Genomic DNA, 22,687 nt, shown 5'->3' with positions numbered 1-22,687 from the left:
AAAACATCATGTGGGTGATCAAGCTTGGAGGAAGCGTGACACACCATGACAGTCTGCTCAAATGGCTGGAGCTGGTTGTCCGTTGGGGCGATGGGAAAATCATTATTGTGCCGGGCGGCGGTGTGTATGCCGATGCGGTGCGTCAATTTCAGCAAATACGTGCCGAGCTGCCCGATGGCCATATCAGTGACTTGCATGCGCATGCGCTGGCTATTTATGCCATGGACCAAATGGCGCGCAGCCTGGTAGCCATGCTGCCGGAACTTGCTTTGGCTAGAAATCCACTTGAAATCGCTGAGCGCGGCTGGCAGCACCGGGGGCTGGTCTGGTTGCCTAGTGAAATGGCATTGAACCCGGAACTATGGGGTGACACAGCGTTACCGGAAAACTGGGAAACGACTTCCGACAGCTTGGCTGCCTGGCTGGCCTGCCAGCTTGAAGCCAGCCATTTACTGCTAGTTAAATCGGATGACAGGGTGCAGCAGCCAGAAACTTCTTTTGCGCTGGCTGATTTGCAAGCCATGGGCATTGTGGATGCCGGATTATCTAAAATCCTGCCGCAATCAGCATTCAAATCCTGGATAGTGCATCAAAGCGAATTTGATTTGTTTCAGCAAGGGCTGGATACCAAAGTGCTTAACGGGCGCCTGATTCTGTAGTCTCAAACTGGCTTGTTTTCTCAAACCTGCCAAAATGCAGCATGATGGTCGGCAAGATCAGCAAATTGAGGATGGTGGAAGAAATCAGACCGCCCACAATAATGGTCGCCATCGGACCTTCAATCTCACGTCCCGGTTCGCCGCTACCAATCGCCAGCGGCAATAAACCAAGTGCTGTCACCAAGGCAGTCATTAAAACTGATGGCAAGCGTTCAGTCGCACCACGGATGCAGGTTTCCATGTTCCATTCGCAACCTTCCTTATCGACCAGATGCTGGAAATGCGAAACCATCATAATCGAATTGCGCAGTGTGATACCAAACAGCGTTACAAAGCCAACCAGCGTGCCGACTGAAATCCACCCACCCGCAAAGAATGTTGCCACGATGCCGCCGATCAACGCGAAGGGCAGGTTGGCGAAAGTCAATAACAGGTTACGCAAACTGCCAAAAGCGATATAAAGCATGAGGAAAATAGCGACGCCGGCTACCATTGAATGGACGATTAAATCGCGACGGGACTCGGCATTGGCCTCAGCTTCGCCTGAAAATTCCATATAATTTCCGGTATGGAGGGTCACTTTCTGGTGTAAGGCTTTCTGTATTTCACTGAGCACAACCTCCTGGTCGCGGCCTGCAATATTGGCAGTAATGGTTTGAATACGTTTTGCTCCAGAGTGTAAAATTTTGGAGCGGCCACCTTCCTGTGCGATATAAGCCACATCGGACAGTTTCAGCATTTGACCTTCAGCATTAAAAATCGGGATGTTGCGCATATCAGCAATATCATCCCGGTTGGCGTCGTTTAGCAATACGCTGACGCCAATAGAACGGTTACCCATGAACACGTGATTGACCGGCACACCTTCATAACTTGCTTTAACCGTGTCCAGTACATCCACAGACTGCAAACCCCATAATGAAAGTTTTTCCTGCTTGAGCCTTATCGCAATTTCGGGCGTTTCCGGTGGCGATTGCACCATCACATCGCGCACACCGCGTATGCTGCCTAGAACATTCGCTACTCTTTGCGCATCGCGGTCGAGTGCATCCAGGTCAAGTCCATAGATATTAATCACCAAGCCAGCAGCATAGCCTGAAATGGTTTCTTCAATACGCTCGCTTAAAAAAGTATTAATTGCAAAGTTTGCGCCTAGAAACCCTAATTCTATTTTGCCGTCGTCATCGTCATCTTCAGTTTCTCCCGAGAGTTCTTCTCGGATAGCGCGATAGATACGTTCCTGATCGGCACCTGAAACGGTGCCGATTTCAACCTCAAACTCGCTGTAATGTGTGCCGAAAGTATCGGCAGCATTAGGCGCACGACCAACCCACTGGGCAACGCTTTTTACGCCCGGGATTTCCAGTAACACCTTGGTCACCTGGTTGCCAAGTTTCAGGGACTGCACTTCTGAAGTGCCCGGCACGGTTGTCATATGCAGGATGTAGTGGCCCTCATGCAAGGCCGGAATAAACTGGCTCCTGAACAGCGGCAATAACACCAGCCCAATAGCAATACAGACAAAGCTGGTGACCAGGATCAGCTGATAACGATGTTCTATGTGGTGCAACACTTTCACATATTTTTGCTTCAACCAGCGCAGTAACGGTGATTCCTGATTGTCCAGCCGCGCGTTGCCGAGAAGGGCGTAACATAGCGCTGGCGTCAAAGTAAGTGCGACCGCGAGTGAGGCCATGATGGCTGAAATATAAGCATAGGCAAGAGGTGCAAACAATTTACCTGCTACACCAGTCAGTGTGATTAGTGGTAAAAATACCAGTGCGACAATAATGGTGGCATAGACAACAGAGCCGCGCACTTCCATGGAGGCCTGGAAAACCACTTGTGGAATCGGCAAAGGCTGCGCAAGTTGACGGTTTTCGCGCAAGCGCCGAAAAATATTTTCCGTATCGATAATGGCATCATCAACCACTTCGCCCAATGCAATCGCCAGTCCACCCAACACCATGATATTAAGGCCCACGCCATATTGATGCAGCACAACAATGGCAGAAAGCAGTGAAAGCGGGATGGCCGTGGCAGAAATCACTGCCGTGCGGACATTAAACAAAAACAGGAATAGCACGGCTATGACCAGCGTTGAGCCAATCAGGATATCGGAGCGCAAGCTTTGAATCGCGGTTTCAATAAAGTTTGCCGGACGGAACAGCCCTTCATGCAAAGTGACTTGCTGACTTGTCAGACTGGGCTTGATATCCCGCAGCTTGGTTTCCAGTAATTTGGTAAGCGCATAGGTGTTGGCACCCAGCTGGCCCTGCACAGACAGATACACCGCAGGTTTACCGTTAATGGCGGCAGCGCTGATCGATGGTGCTGCACCTTCAGCAACTTCTGCCACGTCGTTGATGCGGATAGTGCGCCCCAGCTTGCGTATTAACGTGATATTACCTAACTGCTGCGGCGTAGTAGTTTGGCCTTGGCTATTCAAAATAATGCGCTGGTTATCATTTTGGATGTAACCGGCTCCGCGCACTCCGGTGGCGCGGCTTGCGGCATTCACCACATCCTGTACATTCAACTGGTATAGCATCAGCTTGCGCGGATCAATTTTTATCTGGAACTGGCGGACTTCGCCACCGAAGACATTGATATCCGCGACGCCTGGAATCGCCATAAGATGTGGCGTCAGGTGCCAATCAACCAAGGTACGCAACTGCATCAGGGTGAGTTTGTCCGAGGTGACGCCTAGACCCAGCACCGTACTGGCAGAAGAAGTGAGCGGGGTAATATTGGGGGTGATGCCTGGCGGTAGCTGGTTGCCAAGCATATTCAGATGTTCGGCGATGATTTGCCGGTTTCGGTAGATATCCGATTTATCCTGAAAAATAACCGTGATGACAGACAATCCCGGAATGGACTGTGAACGCAGGCTTTTAATGCCAATGGCACCGGCGATGATATTTTCAATCGGTTGGGTGACCAGTTTTTCTACCAGGCTGGCTGACAGGCCAGGAGATTCAGTCTGGATAACGATTTGGGTAGGGGCGAACTCAGGGAAGACGTTTAAATCACTTTGAGTCAGGCTATAAGTACCATAACCCAACACCAGCAGTGCGAGGCCGATAATCACGCCATAAAATCGAATCGCGAATCTGACCAGTGCTGACATCATGCCTGTGGCTCTTTCCGGCTCTTAAGTTGGCGCGGCTTAATCGTCATTCTCATTTTTAATCTGGAATTTAAATTCTTCCGAGAGCAGCAATTGCGCCCCATGGGTGACGACTTCAGTACCCGGGCGCAGGCTATTATCAAACCAGCCATTGTCAAGCTCTACATCAGAAGCCACTGGTTTACGCAAAAACGTATCTGCTTTGGTTTTGACATAAATCCAGGCCATACCGCCATGCCATACAATGGCTTGGTTGGGCACAATCACGCCTTTCAGCATAGAGGATGCCGACTGGGCAGGCACCACATTGACGCGCATTCCTACGCGCAGGAACTCTGCCGGCGCACTATAGAAGTAGGTTTTACCGATATTGCTGATATCAGTCTGGATAGACTGGGAAACATAGTCGGCACGCACAGGTTTGATTTCATCCTGGATTGGCGAAATAAAAATAGTCGAGTTTGCTTCAGGCTCTTTGAAATTAAGCGGGAAGCTGACTTGTACCAGTACTTTTTTTTGCGTCAGTAAATCATGCAGCGAGCCAGTTGCAGGATGCTGTGTAATCAATGTCGCCAACGGTTTACCCCATTGTGCGACTATGGTATCCGTCAACGCTTTTAATTGTGCCTGCGCAGACTTGATTTGGGTCTGGTCATTAATCACCAGTGCCTGCGCCTCTTGAACCGCTTTGTCAGAGACGTTTTTATCGTCTTCATTTAATTGTTTATAACGCTGATATTGCAATTGGTGGTTAGGCAATATGCTTTCGGCAATGGCTAATTGGGTTTTTAACTGCTGATACTGGCTGTTGTAATCCACCAGTGTCTGAATGGACACCACAGTGCCAAGAACCTTGATATTGCCATGATAGTCATAAGGTTGCAGCGGTTCTGCATGGATGCCACTATTTTGCTGGGTGGCCAGGTTTAACTGCACGAGCTGCAGTCCGTGTTGCTCGACTACATGCAATGGGCCTTCAATTTCTTCTTCATTGTCATCCTGCATGGTCTCGTATTCATCGCGGCCAACCAGGACAACCGCCCAAATCAGCAGGATAATAAGTGCAATCTGAGCCCCGATAATCCAGAGTGCTTTTTTATTCATTTTAATGGCGCCTCTTGTGTCTTTATGGCAAATGTCATCGATTGCTCTGATAAAAGCAATGGTTTTTGCATGACATTCTCAATTTCCTGCAGTGCGCGCAGCACATTGGCCTGTTGTATGACCAGTCGTTGCTGTGCGGCATAAAACTGGATTTCAGTTTGCAGGTATTCCGTTTTATCAATCAGACCTTTACGCCACTGGCTTTCCAACTGCTGCTTGCGGCTGGATTGCTGGGTGTATTCCTGCGTCATTGTAATCAGCAGATTGGCTGTATCACGATATTTTAAATAGGTTTGTTCAGATAACTGGATAATGTGGTGTTGCAGGGCATAAAAGCGTGTCGCCTCGTTCTGCCGCACCTGCTCGGCATATGCCCACAGGTCTGATGATTTATTTAGCAGATTCAGCATGCCGCCAATACCCAGCGCCCAGATCCTGTCACCATATTCATACAAGATACCCGGGCTTAATGAGATATCAGGGTAGCGTTTTGCCATTTCCAACCTCAGTTGTGATTCTGCCTTGGCATATTGTGCCAGCCCGCGCTGAATATCCATGCGGTTGGTTAATGCGTAATGCTGGATTGTTTTTGCGTCCTGATAGGTTTGCGGTTGGTCAAATCTGGCCTTAAGAATTTGAGAAATGTTCAGCTGTGCAATATTCAGGGATACATTTTGCTGGTCGGTCAGGCCTGCATCATGCATGATTTTTTGCTGGGTTTGCTTGATCTGCAATGTCAGCTGTTGTAGCTGCCAGGCCGCTTGATCATGCTGCAGGCGTATCGGCAGCACATCAGACTTACCCGCCACACCAAGGTCCAGCCTTTTTTGATAGGCATTCAATAAATCCGCCTGCGACTTTTGCAGTTTCGTCAGGCTGGAATGCAAGGCCTGCTGTTCTGCCAGCGTGATCAAATCCAGACTCAGTTGCTGCCTGAGCATCCAGGCACTCTCTGAAATAAATATTTTGGCAATATCTGCCTGGTACTGCGCAATGTCAATATTGATCTGGCGTTTATTGGCAGTGATAAATGGAATATCGACTTGCAAGCCATAAGCCCACGGATTGATATCGCCGTTGGCCTGGTTACTATGCGAAAGCTGGCCATTCAAACCGACCATTGGGCGCAGGCCCGCGCTGGTAATGCCTGCGAGTGCAACGGCATAATCAGACTTGGCTACTTTAAGGGCAGGGTGGAAGTAGAGGGCTGATAATGTCAGCCTGTCTATATCCCATGAAGTAATCGGCCAAACAGTTTGCGGGTATTGTGTGCGGACAAACTCTTTGAAACCTTCCTGTGTAGGCGAGGCTTGCTGAATGTTTTCAATATTTTGCTGCTGTTGTATTGGTTGGGCCTGGTATGCAATGCCGCATGCTGCGAGTAATAGCGGGCAAAAGCAGGCTAGGTAACGCATATTGTCAACAGTATTTAAAAATAGCGCGCGTATTGGCGGTGAAATCTAGCCGGCTGATCGAAATGCTCAACGTTGAAGCACTATTCAACAATTTATTCGACGATAGTCGCGTTGACAGCATCCAGTGCATCCTGGAGCAGGTCTTCTGGTAACTGGTTAATGCTGGTTGCCAGCAAATCAGCGGCCTCTACAGTACGGATAGGAAGGTCTGCCGAATTTAATTCTGCAATCAATCCTGCAGCAACGCCTGCAATTTTGAGCAACACTTCACGTTCTCTCATTAAAAGCTCAAGTTCTGCTCTGAGCATATTTTCTTCGGCTGAATGCATATCCTGTCCTGACACTAACTATTTACGATAATCAATTCCGCATCTTGCAGTTGAATGCTCGGCTTGTCAATGTGATGTCAGGTAGATTGTGAGCGCAGTTGGAATGCGCTATAATGGCGAAGTCGGTAGTACACGCATGAATGCTTGCATGTATGACTGGCAATGCGAAAGTGGCGGAATTGGTAGACGCACTGGATTTAGGTTCCAGCGCCGCGAGGCGTGAGAGTTCGAGTCTCTCCTTTCGCACCATACATTTAAAGCCATATGAAAAAAAAGTATGGCATAAGTTTTAAGGCGGCATTTTAAAATTTATCAAATTTAAATTGTATTACGATCAATCAGGCTTCCTTCCTAGGAGGCCTTTATTGTTTGGGCACTGCCTTAATTGGTTGTTGACTTAATCATAATGGAATAAATCATGAAAATCGTACAAACTCCAAATGCACCGGCAGCAATAGGTCCTTATGCGCAAGGCGTAATCGTCGGTAACACGCTGTATACCTCAGGACAAATCGCTTTGCGCCCTGATGGCAGCTTGAATGACGGCGATGTGGTGGCGCAAACCCAGCAAGTGCTGGCAAATCTGCAGGCGATTATTGAAGCAGCAGGTGGTAATTTGCATCAAGTGGTTAAAACCACTGTTTTTTTGAAAAACCTGGATGATTTTGTGGCGATGAACCAGGTGTATGGCGAGGCCTTTGGCACCCATACTCCGGCACGTTCTACTGTACAAGTGGCTAAATTGCCGCGCGATGTACTGGTTGAAATTGAAGCCATTGTGGCATTAGGCGAGATTTAAAGGCTAAGACTCTTCAAATCCTTGCGGGTCTATTGTTTTATCTAATCGAAACGCGCAACATCGCCTCTGCAACCTGCATCTGGGTTGAGTGCTGTTTTGAAGTTTATTTCAATTGAGACTTGTGTTATATTTTTATGCTCTTTTTTCATGATTTGATCACTTTGTAAAGCTTATAGAGTATGGTCAGGTTATGCTAAACATTCATTGAGACGCGCAATGGCGCGCCCATTCACATAACCCATCGTTATCAAACGATTTTTACAGGAAGTGCAGCATGGCAGCAGTATCTGTTGAAACAGTCAGCAACTTGGAACGTCGCATGACAATTAAAGTCCCTTTAGCTCCGCTGGAAGGGCAAATCAGACAACGTTTGCAACAAATTTCGCGCACCGCCAAATTTTCAGGTTTCCGTCCAGGCAAAGCGCCGGTTGGTCTGGTAAATCAGCACTACGGTAACCAGGTGCGTGATGAAGTCTATTCCAAAGCGGTTGAAACCAGCTTTGGTGATGCTGTCGAGCAAAACAAACTGCGTGTTGCCGGCTTCCCGAACATTGAGCATCTTCCATTTAAAGAAGCGGCTGAAGAATTAGAGTATGTAGCGACTTTTGAGATTTTTCCTGAAGTCACCGTAGGCGATTTGAGCAAAGTCAAAATCGAACGCCCAACGTTAGAAGTTACTGACGCCGATGTTGAAAAAACACTGGATGTATTGGTTAAGCAGCGTGTTACTTACGAGCCTGTAAAACGCGCGTCCAAAAAAGCTGACCGTATTAACATTACATTGAGCGCTTCCATCGATGGCGAGCAGGTTGAGAGCACTGGCGACCGTGGTATTGACCTGGTGATTGGTGAGCCTGGCCGTGTCAGCGAGTTTGATGATGCTTTGGTGGGTGGTAAAGCCGGTACTGAAAAAACATTCGATATCACTTATCCTGCTGACCATAATCCAGCGCAACTGGCTGGTAAAACAGTAAGTTATGCTGTGAAGTTCATTTCAGTTTCGCAGCCGGTTTACCCTGCGGTGGATGCGGAATTTGCTAAAAACCTGGGTGTTGAAGATGGCAATCTGGAAACGATGAAGTCTGAAATCAAACAAAGCCTGGAACAAGAAGTAGCCAAACGCATAGCAGCACGTTTAAAAGAGAGCGTATTTGAAGCGCTGGTGAACGAAACTACTTTTGAGCTGCCAAAATCTATCATTGCAGCTGAAACCAACCGATTGATGCAGGTTGCAGCACAAAACTTGCGTGAGCGTGGTGTCGACCCGCAAACAGTGCCCATGGATCCTTCACTATTTGAAGCCCAAGCGCAACGCAATGCTAAACTGCGCCTGATTTTGACTGAAGTGGTGAATAGCCATAATTTGCAAGCCAATGCGGATCAAGTGCGTGCAATGGTAGATACTTTTGCATTGAGCTTTGAGAAACCGGCTGAATTGGTGACCTGGTATTACGCGGATGTTAAACGTCTGGATGAGCCAGCAGCGTTGGCGACTGAAGAAAATGTAGTGGCTTGGGTGCTTGAAAAAGCAAAAGTCTCCAACAAAAAAATTAAATTTGATGAATTGATGATGGGTGCTTAAACCATGAATTATATGAACGCACATGATGGCATGATGCAAGAAAGAATGGAGCCGCAAGGTCTTGGGTATATCCCAATGGTCATTGAGCAAAGTGGTAGAGGTGAGCGTTCATATGACATCTACTCACGTTTGCTTAAAGAGCGCGTTATTTTCCTGATTGGCCCGGTGAATGATATGACCGCCAACCTCGTTGTAGCGCAGTTGCTGTTTCTGGAAGCTGAAAATCCTGACAAGGATATTTCTTTGTACATTAACTCACCAGGCGGTTCGGTCACTGCTGGTATGTCTATTTATGACACCATGCAGTTTATCAAGCCTGATGTAAGTACTTTATGTATTGGTCAGGCCGCTAGTATGGGCGCCTTCCTGTTGACAGCTGGCTCAAAAGGTAAACGTTTTTGCCTGCCAAACTCACGTGTAATGATTCACCAGCCATTGGGTGGTTTCCAGGGCCAGGCCTCAGATATTGCCATTCATGCTAAAGAAATTCTGTATTTAAAAGACAAGTTGAATGGCATCATGGCGCATCATACCGGCCAGCCGGTCGACAGGATTGCTGCCGATACAGACCGTGATAACTTTATGAGTGCTGATGCTGCCAAAGATTATGGATTGGTAGATCAGGTAATTGCCGCACGTACTGTTTAATATCAGTGCAGGACGACCAGCAGGGGAATAAATATGGCCAATAAGTCAGATAGCGAAAAGCTTTTATATTGCTCGTTTTGTGGCAAAAGTCAGCATGAAGTTAAAAAGCTGATCGCAGGCCCTTCTGTATTTATTTGTGATGAATGCGTAGATTTATGCAATGACATTATTCGTGAAGAAATTCAAAGTCTGAACGAGATCAAGTCAGCAGATAAAAAGCTGCCTACACCACAAGAAATTTGCGCCATTCTTGATCAGTACGTCATCGGTCAGGTGCAAGCTAAAAAGAATTTGTCTGTAGCGGTTTACAACCACTATAAGCGTTTGGGTTACAACCCGCTTTCTGACGGTGGTCAAAACAATAAAGATGATGTAGAAGTCCAGAAAAGTAATATTCTACTGATCGGGCCTACAGGTTCAGGTAAAACACTGCTAGCACAGTCTCTGGCAAGAATGCTGGATGTGCCGTTTGTCATGGCTGATGCCACTACCTTGACTGAAGCAGGCTATGTGGGTGAAGACGTAGAAAACATCATGCAGAAATTGCTGCAAAAGTGTGATTACGATGTTGAAAAAGCGCAGCGCGGGATTGTTTATATTGATGAAGTCGACAAGATTTCCCGTAAATCTGACAATCCCTCCATAACTCGCGATGTATCGGGTGAGGGTGTACAACAAGCTTTGCTTAAACTGATTGAGGGCACGATTGCCTCAGTGCCACCACAAGGTGGGCGTAAACATCCGAATCAAGAGTTCGTGCAGTTAGATACCACCAATATTCTGTTTATTTGCGGTGGTGCATTTGACGGGCTGGATAAAGTCATTCGCCACCGTTCAGAAAAAGGTGGTATTGGGTTCGGTGCTGAAGTAAAAAGCAAAGAAGATATCCGCGCTGTAGGTGAAGTATTGCGTGATGTGGAACCAGAAGATTTAATCAAATTTGGTTTGATTCCGGAGTTCATTGGTCGGTTGCCAGTCGTGGCGACGCTTGAATCGCTGGATGAAGCCGCATTGATGACAATTCTGGTTGAGCCAAGAAATGCGCTGACCAAGCAATATATGAAATTGTTCAAGATGGAAGGCGTTGAGCTTGAGTTTGAGGACTCTGCACTGCGGTTGATCGCCAAAAAAGCATTGGAAAGAAAAACCGGTGCCCGAGGCCTGCGTTCTATCCTGGAGCATTCATTGCTTGACCTGATGTATGAACTGCCATCGCTCAAAGATTTGTCCAAAGTCATTGTCGATGCAGGTGTGATCGAGCATACCTCTGAACCCATCTTGATTTATCAGGATGCCCAAAAACGCGTTGAAAACGCAAGTTAAATCATGCTTGCAATAGCCTTCGGGCTATTGCAAGATACCATCTATGTCACAAGAGAATCCGTTCTCTTGATTTTTCAAAGTACGTTCCCATCTAAATGCAAAGGCACAAGCCTTTGACACTTTTTGAAAGAAGCTATGACTGAACACACTTTGTTTGACGTTGAGACTCCAGAAGAAGCCACCTTAATCCCATTGCTGCCCTTACGCGATGTCGTGGTATATCCCCATTTAGTCATCCCTCTGTTTGTTGGCCGTGCCAAATCAGTTAAAGCCTTGGAGCGTGCTTCCGAAGGTGATAAAAAAATCTTACTGGTTGCGCAAAAGTCTGCAAATAAAGACGATCCTGTGGCTGAAGACCTCTATGAAATTGGTACTTTGGCTACGGTATTACAAATGCTCAAGCTGCCCGATGGCACGGTAAAAGTGCTGGTGGAAGGCTTGCATCGTGTGCGTGTGACTGATTTCACAGAAACCGACGAATGCTTTATGGCATTGGGCGAAGAAGTCGAGCAAACTGACCAAAGCGATAAAGAAGCGGAAGCTTTGATGCGTACAGTCATGACCCAATTTGATCAATACGTCAAATTGAACAAAAAGATTCCTCCTGAAATCCTCACGTCACTTTCAACAATTAATGAACCAGGTCGCCTGGCGGATACTATTTCTGCCCACCTGACATTGAAACTGGAAGAGAAGCAAAAAGTGCTGGAAATGCTCAGCGTGATTGAACGCCTGGAGCATTTGCTATACCTGATGGAATCAGAGATTGATATCCTGCAAGTTGAAAAACGCATTCGTGGCCGTGTGAAGCGGCAAATGGAAAAAAGCCAGCGCGAATACTATTTGAACGAACAAGTTAAAGCTATTCAGAAAGAACTCGGCGAACAAGATGAAAATGCCGAGATGGATGAGCTTGAGCAGCGTATTAAAAACGCTGCCATGCCGAAAGAAGCTTTAACCAAAGTCACAGCAGAATTCAAAAAGCTTAAATTGATGTCACCTATGTCGGCAGAAGCTTCTGTTGTCCGTAACTACATAGATACTTTGCTCAATTTGCCTTGGAAGAAAAAAACCAAGATCAGCAAGGATCTGCAAATAGCCGAAGATATCCTGGATGCCGATCACTATGGCCTGGATAAGGTTAAAGAGCGCATTGTTGAATATCTTGCCGTGCAGCAACGTGTTGGTAAGTTAAAAGCCCCAATTTTATGCCTGGTAGGCCCTCCAGGTGTCGGTAAGACATCGCTTGGACAAAGTATTGCCAAAGCAGTCAATCGCAAGTTTGTGCGCATGGCCTTGGGTGGTGTGCGTGATGAAGCGGAGATTCGCGGTCACCGCCGTACTTATATTGGCTCCATGCCAGGAAAAGTACTCCAAAGCATGACTAAGGTTGGCGTGAAAAACCCGTTATTCTTGCTCGATGAAGTCGACAAGATGGGGCAAGACATGCGTGGAGATCCGTCCTCTGCCTTGCTAGAGGTGCTTGATCCTGAGCAAAATCATACATTTGCTGATCACTATGTCGAAGTTGACTATGATTTAAGCGATGTAATGTTTGTTGCCACCGCGAACAGCATGAACATTCCGGAGCCATTATTGGACCGTATGGAGATTATTCGTCTTTCAGGTTATACCGAAGATGAAAAAATCAATATTGCCCAGCGCTACCTGTTGCCTAAACAGCTTAAAGCACACGCATTGAAAACCACGGATATATCCGTTGCAGAAAGTGTTTTACGCGATATCGTACGTTACTACACGCGTGAAGCCGGGGTGCGTCGCCTTGAGCAGGAAGTCGCCAAAATTTGCCGCAAAGCGGTTAAAGAGCAGTTGCTGGCTAAAGGTAAAACTAAAACTGTTAAAAAAATTAACGTCACCAGCAAAAACCTTGAGCAATATCTTGGTGTGAAACGATATGACTTCGGTGTTGCCGCCAAGGATAACCAGGTAGGGCAGGTGACTGGTCTTGCGTGGACCTCAGTGGGCGGTGAATTGCTGACGATTGAAGCTGTAACCTTGCTAGGCAAAGGTAAAACCATTACGACCGGTAAATTGGGCGATGTGATGCAAGAGTCTGTAGCTGCTGCAATGAGCGTCGTGCGTAGCCGTGCCGAAGGACTGGGCATCAGTCCTGATTTCTATGAGAAAAAGGACATTCATATCCACCTTCCTGAGGGCGCTACGCCAAAAGATGGTCCAAGTGCAGGTATTGCATTAACAACTGCGCTTGTATCGGTTCTGACGGGCATTCCTGCGCGTGCTGATGTGGCAATGACTGGTGAAATTACCCTGCGCGGTGAAGTATTGCCGATTGGTGGGTTAAAAGAGAAATTATTGGCAGCGCATCGTGGTGGTATTAAAACCGTATTGATTCCTTCAGCGAATGAAAAAGATCTGGTAGATATTCCTGGAAATATCAAAAAAGACCTGGAAATTCACCCGGTAAAATGGATAGATCAGGTGCTGGATTTGGCATTGGAAAGCGCGCCAAAACCACTTGCGGTAAATACTGAAGCCGTTGAAATTGTTGCTGCTGGAGACGCAAATCCAGAACAAGCAGTCACGCATTAGGCAAATTGATGCGAATTATTGTCAAAACGCGGGATTAGCGCTTGACAGCTCGTTTTGCGGCTTGATATAAAGGCAATACAGGATGTACCTGTTTTTTTAACTAGATAGGGGAAACACGTGAATAAATCAGAATTGATAGATCATATTGCTAATGCAGCCGGTATTTCTAAAGCCGCAGCCGCTCGTGCTCTGGATGCAACAACAGAGGCAATCTCTGGTGCACTGAAAAAAGGTGATTTGGTAACATTAATTGGTTTTGGTACATTCTATGTAGGTGAGCGTTCAGCCCGTTCCGGCCGCAATCCTCGTACTGGTGCGACAATCAACATCAAGGCTGCTAAATCTCCTAAATTTAGGGCTGGTAAAGGTCTGAAAGATGCTGTAAACTAGCGTGCTTTGGTTGAGCGCTAACATGCTCGGCCAACTGTAGCAACACTTGGGTTGTTACGGGTGCTTAGCTCAGTTGGTAGAGCGTCGCCCTTACAAGGCGAATGTCAGCGGTTCGACCCCGTTAGCACCCACCAGACAATTTAAAAATCAAGAGTGCGATGTCTGCGCTCTTAATTTTTTGAGTCTTGCCACACTTAATAAGTTACTTTAATAAGTAGCAATAAGTGGCGGTAAATAGTTATAAAATAGTTGTTGAAATTATAAAAAATATCGTGCTATAATTTCATTTTTGACGAGTACTGGAGCGGTAGTTCAGTTGGTTAGAATACCGGCCTGTCACGCCGGGGGTCGCGGGTTCGAGCCCCGTCCGCTCCGCCAATATTAAAACGAGTTAGGTTAATCCCTAACTCGTTTTTTTTCGTCTTTTGTAAACATTTTTTTTTATGTTGTGTTGATCTATTGCTTAACTTTTAATGTATAAGTTAGTCAATTGAGCTTGAGTCTGCAAAATTTTAATCATGATCTGTGTTTAGAAATCTTTTTCATAAGCATCATGCGTTTCCCACCAAACATGTTCTCAACAACAAATGCTCCATGGCATTTGCTAATCTATTTTCTGTGCCCGTGTTCAAGTATTAGCGAGTGATTTCACGTTCGATACTTTCGTCATTAGTTTAGGCTCCGCAAGCTTCTTAACCATATGCTTTTAAAGCGATTGCAACTGCTGGATTGGGGCGATTTGTATCGGTTTATGGTATAGTTTGCTGTTGCAAAAAAATCAGGTAATGGAAATTAAAAAATGTTAGAAGCATTAAGAAAACATACACAAGGGTGGATGGCAAAAATCATTTTGGCACTGATTGTTGTACCATTTGCATTGTTCGGTATTGATTCATATTTAAACAACGCAGGCGGCCAGGTCGCGGTTGCGAAAGTAGATGGCCAGAAAATATCACTGCAAGAGTATTCAAACGCTGTGGAGAATGCGCGTAATTACCTGCAATCTCAAGGGCAAAAAGTAGATGCTGCTTTGTTGGAAAGCCCAGCGTTTAAACAATCCGTACTGGATAGCATTATTACTCGCCGTTTAGTCGAGGGCGCCATTCAGGATTACCGTTTTAAAATCAGTGATGACCAATTGAGCCAGCATGTGGTGGGTATGCCTGAATTTCAAAGCAATGGTAAGTTTTCTGAAGATACTTATAACCAACTGTTATCGCAGAATAAATTAACTCCCGCAAAGTTCGAGCAGAATATCCGCAAGGACTTAACCGTACAGCAAGTGCGTGATGGCTTAACCAACTTGGTATTTATGCCGCAAAAAGTTGCAGAGCAGTCATTGATGTCTGAGTTCGAACAGCGTGAAGTGTCTGTTGCAGACATCAAGGTCGTTGATTTTATTAATCAAGTGACCGTCACGCCTGAACAAGTACAAGCGTACTACAATCAACATAAAACTAAATTTATCGCGCCAGCCAAGGTGAAGCTGCAATTCACGTTGTTATCTGCTGCCGGCTTAGTTGGTGATGCCAGCGTTAGTGATGAAGAAGTAAAGCAAGATTACGAAGAAAATGCTGCTAAATACCAAGGGGATGAGCAGCGCCAGGCCAGCCATATCCTGATTGGGTTTAACAGTACAGCTAGCGCTGAAGAAAAAGCGGCCGCTAAGCAAAAAGCTGAGTCCATTCTTAAGCAGGTAAAAGAAAATCCTAAAAACTTCGAGAAGCTGGCAATTGAATTTTCGCAAGACACGGGTTCTGCCAGTAAAGGCGGCGATCTGGGCAGTTTTGGACGTGGTGCCATGGTGAAGCCATTTGAAAATGCTGCATTTTCAATGAAAGTTGGCGAGATTAGTGACCTGGTGGAATCAGAGTTTGGTTATCACATTATCAAATTGACCGGTATTACTGGCCAGTCTTCAGATTTTGATTCTATGAAGCTCAAAATCAAAGCCGAATTACTGTTCCAGAAAGCACAGGCTAAATATGCTGAACTAGCAGATGACTTCGGCAATACTGTTTACGAGCAATCAGGCAGTTTAGAGCCAGTCGCCAAGAAGTTTAATTTGCAAGTACAAACTTCACCGGCAATGACTAAAGATGAAATTGCCAAATTCTTTAAGAGTGACCGTCTGGCCTCTATGGTGTTTTCTGACGAAGTGTTAAAAGAAAAACGTAATACTGAAGCTGTAGAAATTTCTCCAAACAACTTGGTTGCCGCGAGGGCAGTTGAGTACACACCAGAAGCACCGCGTACTTTTGATGAAGTCAAAAGCGGTATTGAGTCTTTACTGAAAGCTGAAGCTGCGACTAAATTGGCCAAGCAAAAAGGCGAGGCGCTTCTTGCCGAGTTAAAAGCTGGCAAAGCAGTGAATGCCGACTGGATTCCGCCTGTTACCATTGACCGTAGAAATGCGCAGGGCTTAACTGATGCAGTGATGAGAAATGTATTCAAAGTGAATACTCATACTCTGCCAGCCTATTATGGTTTTAACGAGCCTAATAAGGGTTATACCGTGATTAAAGTGATCGCCGTGAACCAGAAGCTTAAAGACAGCCCGGAGGTCGCTGACAAGGCTTATAAAGCGTATCAAGCGGCACTTGGGTCTGAAATGTCATATGCTTATGTGTCATCGCTGAAAGCTAAAAAAGATATTCAGTACAACACGAAAGTATTGTTGTCTAACAGTAACAATTAATTAATTGGATACCAGTGAAGAAGGAGGGCAGTTGCCCTCCTTTTTTGTTTTCGACTTCTTGTCTGATCTTAAGTACTCTTGATCAGAGCTTTTAATAAAAGGTTTTATTTCCGCAGTTGCGTGACAATCAATAGAGTTTAATGGCTAACGAAGGCGATTATGCTTAAAGCTAGCTGCAAAAATAATAACCAGGGAGCTCTTTGAAAAAAAAGCTGAAAATGCAGATAAGAAATGGTAATGAAACAATAGGCGTGGATTGTTAATTGGCTAGTTCAAACCGTTTATTTTTAATCACTGGGTTTAATCCGCAGTGATGCATTACTCTTCGTTTAATTAACAATATCCAAAATACTGTGTCTAGCCGAATTTAGCCAGTAAATAAAATTTTGATGTTTTTCTTTAGCTCGACACGATCGATACGCTCAAGCAAATGGCTTATCAGCAAAGTTTGTAAATAAGTGATCACAACAGCTGTGAAGAAAACAATGAAAAATTTGAGCACGTATTGTGTATGGATATTCTTAATCAAGGGAATATGCCATAAGTAAATCCAAATAGAATTACTGGCAATAAACAGCACAACATTTTTTATATTAATCTTCTCAAAAAAATACTCAATCTTATCGCTGTAAATCCACAGCAAGCTTGAAACAAAAACCGCATATGAAAAATAGTAAATCGAGGGAGGGTATTTCAGTGATTGGGTTGGAATAAACTCGCCATTGAAAAGAAATAGTCCCATTCCCGCAATGGCAAATATCCCCAAACTAATACCAGTAATTACGTAAAGTTGAGGCTTGGCGGCATTAGCCATGCGTAAGCCAATCGCGAACAGAATCCCGTAGGGAATAACATACAATAAGATGGCCGACGCTATTTCTGCTGGACCTTGCCAGATGTATGGCATGGCAAAGTAACGTACCAATTCATAAAGTAAAAGGGTGGCTGCCAGCATGCCATAGTATGTGCTATTGCTCGCTGTGTTTTGATGCCAGGCATATATCACAGGCGAGATCAGTGCAACCAATAAAAATACCCTGATTACCCAGACATATCCTATGCCTTCGAGCAGCGCGTAAGAGGTGACTATGGTATGCGTTTCAAGCTCTTGGTTACCAGGATCAAATACCATTAAGGCCAGAAAATAAAAACTTAAAAATATCCAGACTGGGAAAACCAGTCTTTTAATTCTTTTCCATACATAAGACTGGTATGGCTCATTGGTTTTATAACTCAGGCTAAATGACATTGCTGAGACTAATATCATTAAGGGGACGTCAAAGTTTCGCAGTTGAAAGAGAATTCCTGGCGGATCTACATGAGCGAAAATAATCATGAATAGACCGATAAATCTAAGTATATCTATTTTTTCATTTCTCATAATTTAACCCACGCAAGGACCCGGTAAACTGAAAATTGAACTTTTAATATTTATTATTGAGTGAGTAATATATTTATTTAATATTTTTATTTATAAATAAAAATTAGATATTTGATTTTATTTAGTACACCTAATTAAACAAGAATTAATAGTTTTATTAGTACTATTTTAGTGTTAATAATGTTTTAATTCAAAAGTAAATTCTTTAACTTTTGCAACAAAAAAACGCCTGACATTTAAAGTGCAGGCGTTTTTTGCTAACTATTGAAAGCCTTAGTCGATTTGACCGGCAGCAGTGATATTCATACCACCATCAACATAGGTGATTTCGCCAGTCACCCCTGAAGCCAGATCGCTGGAAAGGAAGGCGGCAACATTACCTACTTCTTCAATCGTCACATTTCGGCGTAAGGCCGCATGTTTCTCATTAAAGCCAATCATTTTGTCGAAATCAGCAATCCCTGAAGCTGCCAATGTCTTGATGGGGCCAGCAGAAATCGCATTCACGCGGATGCCGCGTGGGCCAAGACTTTGTGCCAGGTAACGTACATTGGCTTCCAGGCTGGCTTTGGCTACGCCCATCACGTTGTAATTAGGCATAGTACGTTCAGCGCCCAAATAACTTAGTGTGAGCAAGCTGCCATTGCGGCCTTGCATCATCGGATAGGCTGCTTTGGCCATTGCCGAGAAACTGTAAGAGCTGATGTCGTGCGCAATATGGAAGTATTCGCGGCTGATATTGTCCAAATAATCACCAGCCAGTGCGACTTTTGGAACGAAAGCGATGGAGTGTACTAAACCGTCCAAGCCATCCCATACTTTTGCCAACTCGACAAATAAATTGTCGATTTGGGCATCTTCAGCCACATCACAGGGTAATACCAAAGTTGATTCAAAGTCAGCTGCGAGATCACGAACGCGCGTTTCGTGTTTATCCACTTGATAAGTAAAGGCCAGTTCGGCGCCTTGACGTTTCATGGCCGCTGCGATGCCATATGCGATTGATCGGTTGCTAAGCAAACCGGCGATCAGAATTTTTTTTCCAGCAAGAAATGCCATGCTTGATCCTGTTTATTGATTTTAAGGGTTAACGGTTAGCGTGCGGTGTGTGACCTTGGGTCAAACACATCCCGCAAACCTTCACCAAGCAGATTATACCCTAACACGGTAATTAAGATCGCAAGCCCGGGATATAGCGATAACCACCAAGCAAACTGGATATACTCTTTGCCATCAGTCAGGATATTGCCCCAGGAAGCTTGCGGTGCTTGCACTCCAAGCCCGAGAAAACTGAGGCCGGATTCAAGCAGCACCGCACTGGCGATACCCAATACCACGCTGACCAAGACTGGCGTCAGGCTGTTAGGCAGGCAATGCTTAAATATCACGCGCCAATCTTGCGCACCCAGTGCAGTCGAAGCAGTCACAAATTCACGCTGGGTGAGGCTGAGGAACTCTGCCCGCACCAGCCGTGTGACACTCATCCATGAAGTCAGGCCAATCACAATCATGACATTGGTGATTGAGGGACTTAAGAAAGCGATCACGGCAAGAATGAGGAAGAAGCTGGGGATGGAAAGCATGATATCGACCAGTCGCATGATGATAGTATCAACCCAGCCACGATAATAGCCAGCAATGGCGCCCAGAAACACACCAATCGCTGTCGAAATACCTACTGCAACAAGACCAACCAGTAGCGAAACCCTGCCACCGTACAACATGCGGCTCCATACATCGCGCCCTAAACCATCCGTACCCATCCAGTGCTGCATAGAAGGCGCCAGCAGAATTTGCTTCACGTGTATATCGTCTGGGTCATATGGTGCCAGCCAGGGAGCGAGCAGGGCGAGCAATAGAATGATGCTGATCAGTAATAGACCGGTAAGCGCCAATGGATTATGCAATATTTTTTTCATGATTGACTTGTCGATTACCGGGCAGGCATCACACCTTTGCGCAAACGTGGGTCCGCCCAGGCATAAGCAAGGTCTGCCAGTAAGTTACCCAGCAATGTCAGTGCGGAACCTATGGTCAATATGCCCATGACCACCGGGAAATCACGCATCATTACCGCCTCATAAAATAATTTGCCCATGCCCGGGATGGCAAAGATGGTTTCGGCAATCACCGATCCACCAATCAACCCAGGCAAAGATAGGCCAATAAGGGTAATCAGCGGTAAAAGCGCATTACGCAGCGCATGCCGATAAGTGATCGTATGATCACTTAGGCCTTTGGCACGTGCGGTAGTGACATAATCCTGACTGAGGACATCCAGCATGCCATTTTTAACGAATAAAGTAATGCCTGCCAGGCCGGTAATAGAGGGAATCACCACCGGCAGGAACAAATGCATAAACAAATCCTGGCTTTTTTGCCAGAAATCCAGTTGATCGTAATTCAAGCTGTGCATTCCTGAAATGGGGAACCAGGGATGGATCACGCCCAGCCAGTACATCAATAGCAAAGAAAGCCAGAAACCGGGAATAGAAAAACCGATAAAGTTGAATAGGGTAATTGACCTGTCAGGCCATTGCCCATATCGTTTGGCAGCCCACACACCTAAAGGCACGCCAAGCGACAGGGTAATTAACAAACCTGCAATATTCATGAGCAAGGTGATAGGCAGGGCTTCCTCAATCATGCCTGGCGTCACATTGCCGTCTTTGTCTTTTTCCGACCAGAACACCGGCTTCTGATGGCTGGCAAATGAATGGCCAAAGTCCAGGCGTACCATACGTTCCATCCATAGGCCGTATTGCACGATGACTGGCTTGTCCAGATTATATAAAGCACGTAATTTTTGCCTGGATTCTTCAGATGACTTTGGGTCAAAAGCAGTCTCGGTGCTGGTGATGTCGCCAGGGGCCAAATGCATAATAAAAAAAGAAATCAGACTGATGCCAATCAGCATCGGCACCATCCAAAGCAATCGTCTTATCAAGTAACTAAGCATGTTATTCAGCCTGTATCTGTGTTCGTCTCAGGGGCAGTGGGATATACCATTTTTGAGAGTCGTAACCAACGCCGGCTGGTGGCACCGGATTCATAATGCCTTGCACGCGTTTATGGATAGCTGTCAGGCCGTAACCTGCCGATAAGTAAACGATGGGGCTGTCTTCGTACAAAGCTTCCGCAAACTGGTGGTAAACGTGCATACGCTTGTCTGGGTCGAATTCACTACGTCCTTGCTCAAGCAGCTTATCGACTTTAGGGTTATTGTAGCCAATAAAATTAAACTGGCCTGGCTTTTGCTGGCTGGAATGCCAGATGCCATATTGGTCCGGCTCAAGCCCTAATTGCCAGCCCAGCACCACTGCATCAAAATCACCGGTTTTGATAAAGCGGGTAATAAAACTCGCCCATTCAATAGAGCGTATACGAATATCAATACCAACTTCTTTTAAGCGGCGCTGAATAATGACAACAGTTTTTTCGCGTTCCTTATTGCCATGGTTGGTTAAGACTTCGAATGACAGTTTTTTGCCGTCACGTTCGAGAATGCCATCACCATCAGTATCCTTGTAGCCAGCTTCAGCCAATAAAGTGCGTGCCTTTTGCGGATCAAAAGCATAGGGTTTTAATTGAGGGTTGCTCCAGCGCGTGCCAGGTTTATATGGCGAAGCAATCTGTTCACCCAATCCCAAATAAACGCCATCGATGATTTCCTGCTTATCAATCGCGTAATTAATTGCTTTGCGAATGCGCACATCATTAAACGGTTGGCGTTTCAGGTTAAAGCCTAGATAGGTATAACTGTTACCTAGCGCTTTATATTGATTTAACCTGGCTTGTAACTCAGGACGCGATGGAATAATACGGGCATAGGTAATAGGGTCCATATTCATGCTGTCGATATGATCCGCCATCAACTCCAGGAATTGTGCGCCTGGATCCGGAATGATCCGCTCTATCAAAGTGTTGATTTGCGCTTGTCCTAAAACAGCCTTCGGGTTACGTTCTAATTTCAGATATTCGCCATGCCGCCATTCTTTTAATTGGTAATAATGGCTCCCCAACGGTTTTTGCGTGAAGCTGGTGGTGTGAATATCCTGCCCGGCTAGTTTGTGCTTGGGCAGAATTTGCAAGCCAGCCCAGCTATCCAGCGCAGGCGAAAAAGCCTGGTCGTAATGCACTACAAAAGTCAGTTTATCCGGTGTTTCGGCTTTGGTGACTAGCTGAAAATCGGATGCATAAGGGCTGCGGGTTTTTTCATCAATAATCAATTGCCAGGTGAAATACACATCTTCACTGGTGAGCGGACGACCGTCCGCCCAAACTAAACCAGGTTTCAGATGAAAGGTAATCGTTTTCTGGTCAGCAGCTACTTGCCATGACTGAGCCAATTCACCAGCCAGATCAAGATCCTTGTTATATCTCAGCAATGTGTTGAATATATTGGCAGTAATCGCGCTGGAAGCGGATTCTCCCGCCACCATGAAAATCAGGCTGCTGGGGTCTGATGGCATAGCATCAATGAATGTACCGCCAGATTGACTGGGAAAGGATTGATTGTACGGAGCGTTATTTTGCTCGGAAACGTCTGCGCTGCAGGCTGCCAACAAGCCACACAAAGAAATAATCAGGAAATAACGGTGAGCCATGTGCAATATTGTGTGTTAGGCAAGTTTATAGTCAGGCAGAACACACATCAT

Annotated in this window: 17 protein-coding genes and 3 tRNA genes; 11 read left to right on the top strand and 9 right to left on the bottom strand. The window is 45.7% G+C overall.

Annotation, left to right across the window (positions count from 1 at the left end; translation table 11 throughout):
* The first annotated feature begins 8 nt into the window (after nt 1-8).
* Nucleotides 9-659, top strand: coding sequence for an amino acid kinase family protein (locus ASG34_RS00365; RefSeq protein WP_055825107.1), 651 nt, complete (start codon nt 9-11; stop codon nt 657-659).
* Here the strand turns inward: ASG34_RS00365 and ASG34_RS00360 are convergent.
* From ASG34_RS00360 to ASG34_RS00345, 4 genes are all read right to left on the bottom strand, one after another.
* On the bottom strand, nt 637-3,792 hold the full coding sequence (locus ASG34_RS00360; protein WP_055825102.1) for an efflux RND transporter permease subunit: 3,156 nt from the start codon (nt 3,790-3,792) through the stop codon (nt 637-639). The two genes, ASG34_RS00365 and ASG34_RS00360, sit on opposite strands and share 23 nt — an antisense overlap.
* Nucleotides 3,793-3,828: 36 nt before the next feature.
* Nucleotides 3,829-4,893 carry an efflux RND transporter periplasmic adaptor subunit gene (locus tag ASG34_RS00355; protein WP_055825099.1) on the bottom strand — a complete coding sequence of 355 codons (1,065 nt, stop codon included), beginning with the start codon at nt 4,891-4,893 and terminating at the stop codon, nt 3,829-3,831.
* Nucleotides 4,890-6,308 (bottom strand): TolC family protein, encoded by a 1,419-nt coding sequence (locus tag ASG34_RS00350; RefSeq protein ID WP_055825097.1) that lies wholly within the window; start codon nt 6,306-6,308, stop codon nt 4,890-4,892. The genes ASG34_RS00355 and ASG34_RS00350 overlap by 4 nt, the downstream gene beginning before the upstream one ends.
* Nucleotides 6,309-6,400: 92 nt before the next feature.
* Nucleotides 6,401-6,637, bottom strand: a complete 237-nt coding sequence (locus tag ASG34_RS00345; protein WP_055825094.1) for a hypothetical protein — start codon at nt 6,635-6,637, stop codon at nt 6,401-6,403.
* A gap of 164 nt (nt 6,638-6,801) precedes the next feature.
* On the opposite strand from ASG34_RS00345, the gene ASG34_RS00340 reads away from it, so the two are divergent.
* The 10 genes from ASG34_RS00340 to ASG34_RS00295 all read left to right on the top strand — a co-directional run bounded on the left by ASG34_RS00340 (nt 6,802) and on the right by ASG34_RS00295 (nt 16,648).
* A tRNA-Leu gene (locus ASG34_RS00340) sits at nt 6,802-6,886 on the top strand.
* A 169-nt stretch (nt 6,887-7,055) separates the two neighbouring features.
* Nucleotides 7,056-7,436, top strand: a complete 381-nt coding sequence (locus tag ASG34_RS00335; protein WP_055825091.1) for a RidA family protein — start codon at nt 7,056-7,058, stop codon at nt 7,434-7,436.
* Between the two features lie 274 nt (nt 7,437-7,710).
* Entirely contained in the window at nt 7,711-9,018 is a 1,308-nt protein-coding gene (tig, locus tag ASG34_RS00330) for a trigger factor (RefSeq protein WP_055825088.1), read from the top strand.
* Between the two features lie 3 nt (nt 9,019-9,021).
* The gene (gene clpP, locus ASG34_RS00325) at nt 9,022-9,666 is read left to right on the top strand and encodes an ATP-dependent Clp endopeptidase proteolytic subunit ClpP (protein ID WP_055825085.1); all 645 of its coding nucleotides are present in this window, start codon (nt 9,022-9,024) and stop codon (nt 9,664-9,666) included.
* Between the two features lie 33 nt (nt 9,667-9,699).
* Complete coding sequence (clpX, locus tag ASG34_RS00320) at nt 9,700-10,989, top strand: ATP-dependent Clp protease ATP-binding subunit ClpX (protein WP_055825082.1); 1,290 nt, start codon at nt 9,700-9,702, stop codon at nt 10,987-10,989.
* A 135-nt stretch (nt 10,990-11,124) separates the two neighbouring features.
* The gene (lon, locus tag ASG34_RS00315) at nt 11,125-13,560 is read left to right on the top strand and encodes an endopeptidase La (protein WP_055825080.1); all 2,436 of its coding nucleotides are present in this window, start codon (nt 11,125-11,127) and stop codon (nt 13,558-13,560) included.
* A gap of 117 nt (nt 13,561-13,677) precedes the next feature.
* A complete protein-coding gene (locus ASG34_RS00310; RefSeq protein WP_055825077.1) occupies nt 13,678-13,950 on the top strand; it encodes an HU family DNA-binding protein in 273 nt (90 codons plus the stop codon).
* A 58-nt stretch (nt 13,951-14,008) separates the two neighbouring features.
* A tRNA-Val gene (locus ASG34_RS00305) sits at nt 14,009-14,084 on the top strand.
* Between the two features lie 167 nt (nt 14,085-14,251).
* Nucleotides 14,252-14,328: transfer RNA gene (locus tag ASG34_RS00300), tRNA-Asp, on the top strand.
* Between the two features lie 421 nt (nt 14,329-14,749).
* Complete coding sequence (locus tag ASG34_RS00295) at nt 14,750-16,648, top strand: SurA N-terminal domain-containing protein (RefSeq protein ID WP_055825074.1); 1,899 nt, start codon at nt 14,750-14,752, stop codon at nt 16,646-16,648.
* A 367-nt stretch (nt 16,649-17,015) separates the two neighbouring features.
* Here ASG34_RS00295 and ASG34_RS00290 read toward each other — a convergent pair whose 3' ends face one another.
* The 5 genes from ASG34_RS00290 to ASG34_RS00270 all read right to left on the bottom strand — a co-directional run bounded on the left by ASG34_RS00290 (nt 17,016) and on the right by ASG34_RS00270 (nt 22,636).
* Complete coding sequence (locus ASG34_RS00290; RefSeq protein WP_055825071.1) at nt 17,016-18,029, bottom strand: acyltransferase family protein; 1,014 nt, start codon at nt 18,027-18,029, stop codon at nt 17,016-17,018.
* Nucleotides 18,030-18,302: 273 nt separating this feature from the next.
* Nucleotides 18,303-19,088, bottom strand: a complete 786-nt coding sequence (locus ASG34_RS00285) for an enoyl-ACP reductase FabI (protein WP_055825068.1) — start codon at nt 19,086-19,088, stop codon at nt 18,303-18,305.
* A 35-nt stretch (nt 19,089-19,123) separates the two neighbouring features.
* Nucleotides 19,124-19,948: an ABC transporter permease gene (locus tag ASG34_RS00280; protein WP_055825065.1), complete on the bottom strand. Its 825-nt coding sequence runs from the start codon at nt 19,946-19,948 to the stop codon at nt 19,124-19,126.
* Nucleotides 19,949-19,962: 14 nt separating this feature from the next.
* A complete protein-coding gene (locus tag ASG34_RS00275) occupies nt 19,963-20,988 on the bottom strand; it encodes an ABC transporter permease (RefSeq protein ID WP_055825062.1) in 1,026 nt (341 codons plus the stop codon).
* Nucleotide 20,989: 1 nt separating this feature from the next.
* Nucleotides 20,990-22,636, bottom strand: a complete 1,647-nt coding sequence (locus ASG34_RS00270) for a peptide-binding protein (RefSeq protein ID WP_055825058.1) — start codon at nt 22,634-22,636, stop codon at nt 20,990-20,992.
* Nucleotides 22,637-22,687: the final 51 nt, after the last annotated feature.

Origin of the sequence: Methylophilus sp. Leaf416 (assembly GCF_001424665.1) — a bacterium.
In the GTDB taxonomy this organism is placed as follows: domain Bacteria; phylum Pseudomonadota; class Gammaproteobacteria; order Burkholderiales; family Methylophilaceae; genus Methylophilus.
Note: the sequence above shows the minus strand (reverse complement) of the source record. Positions and strands in the feature narration are given on the sequence as shown.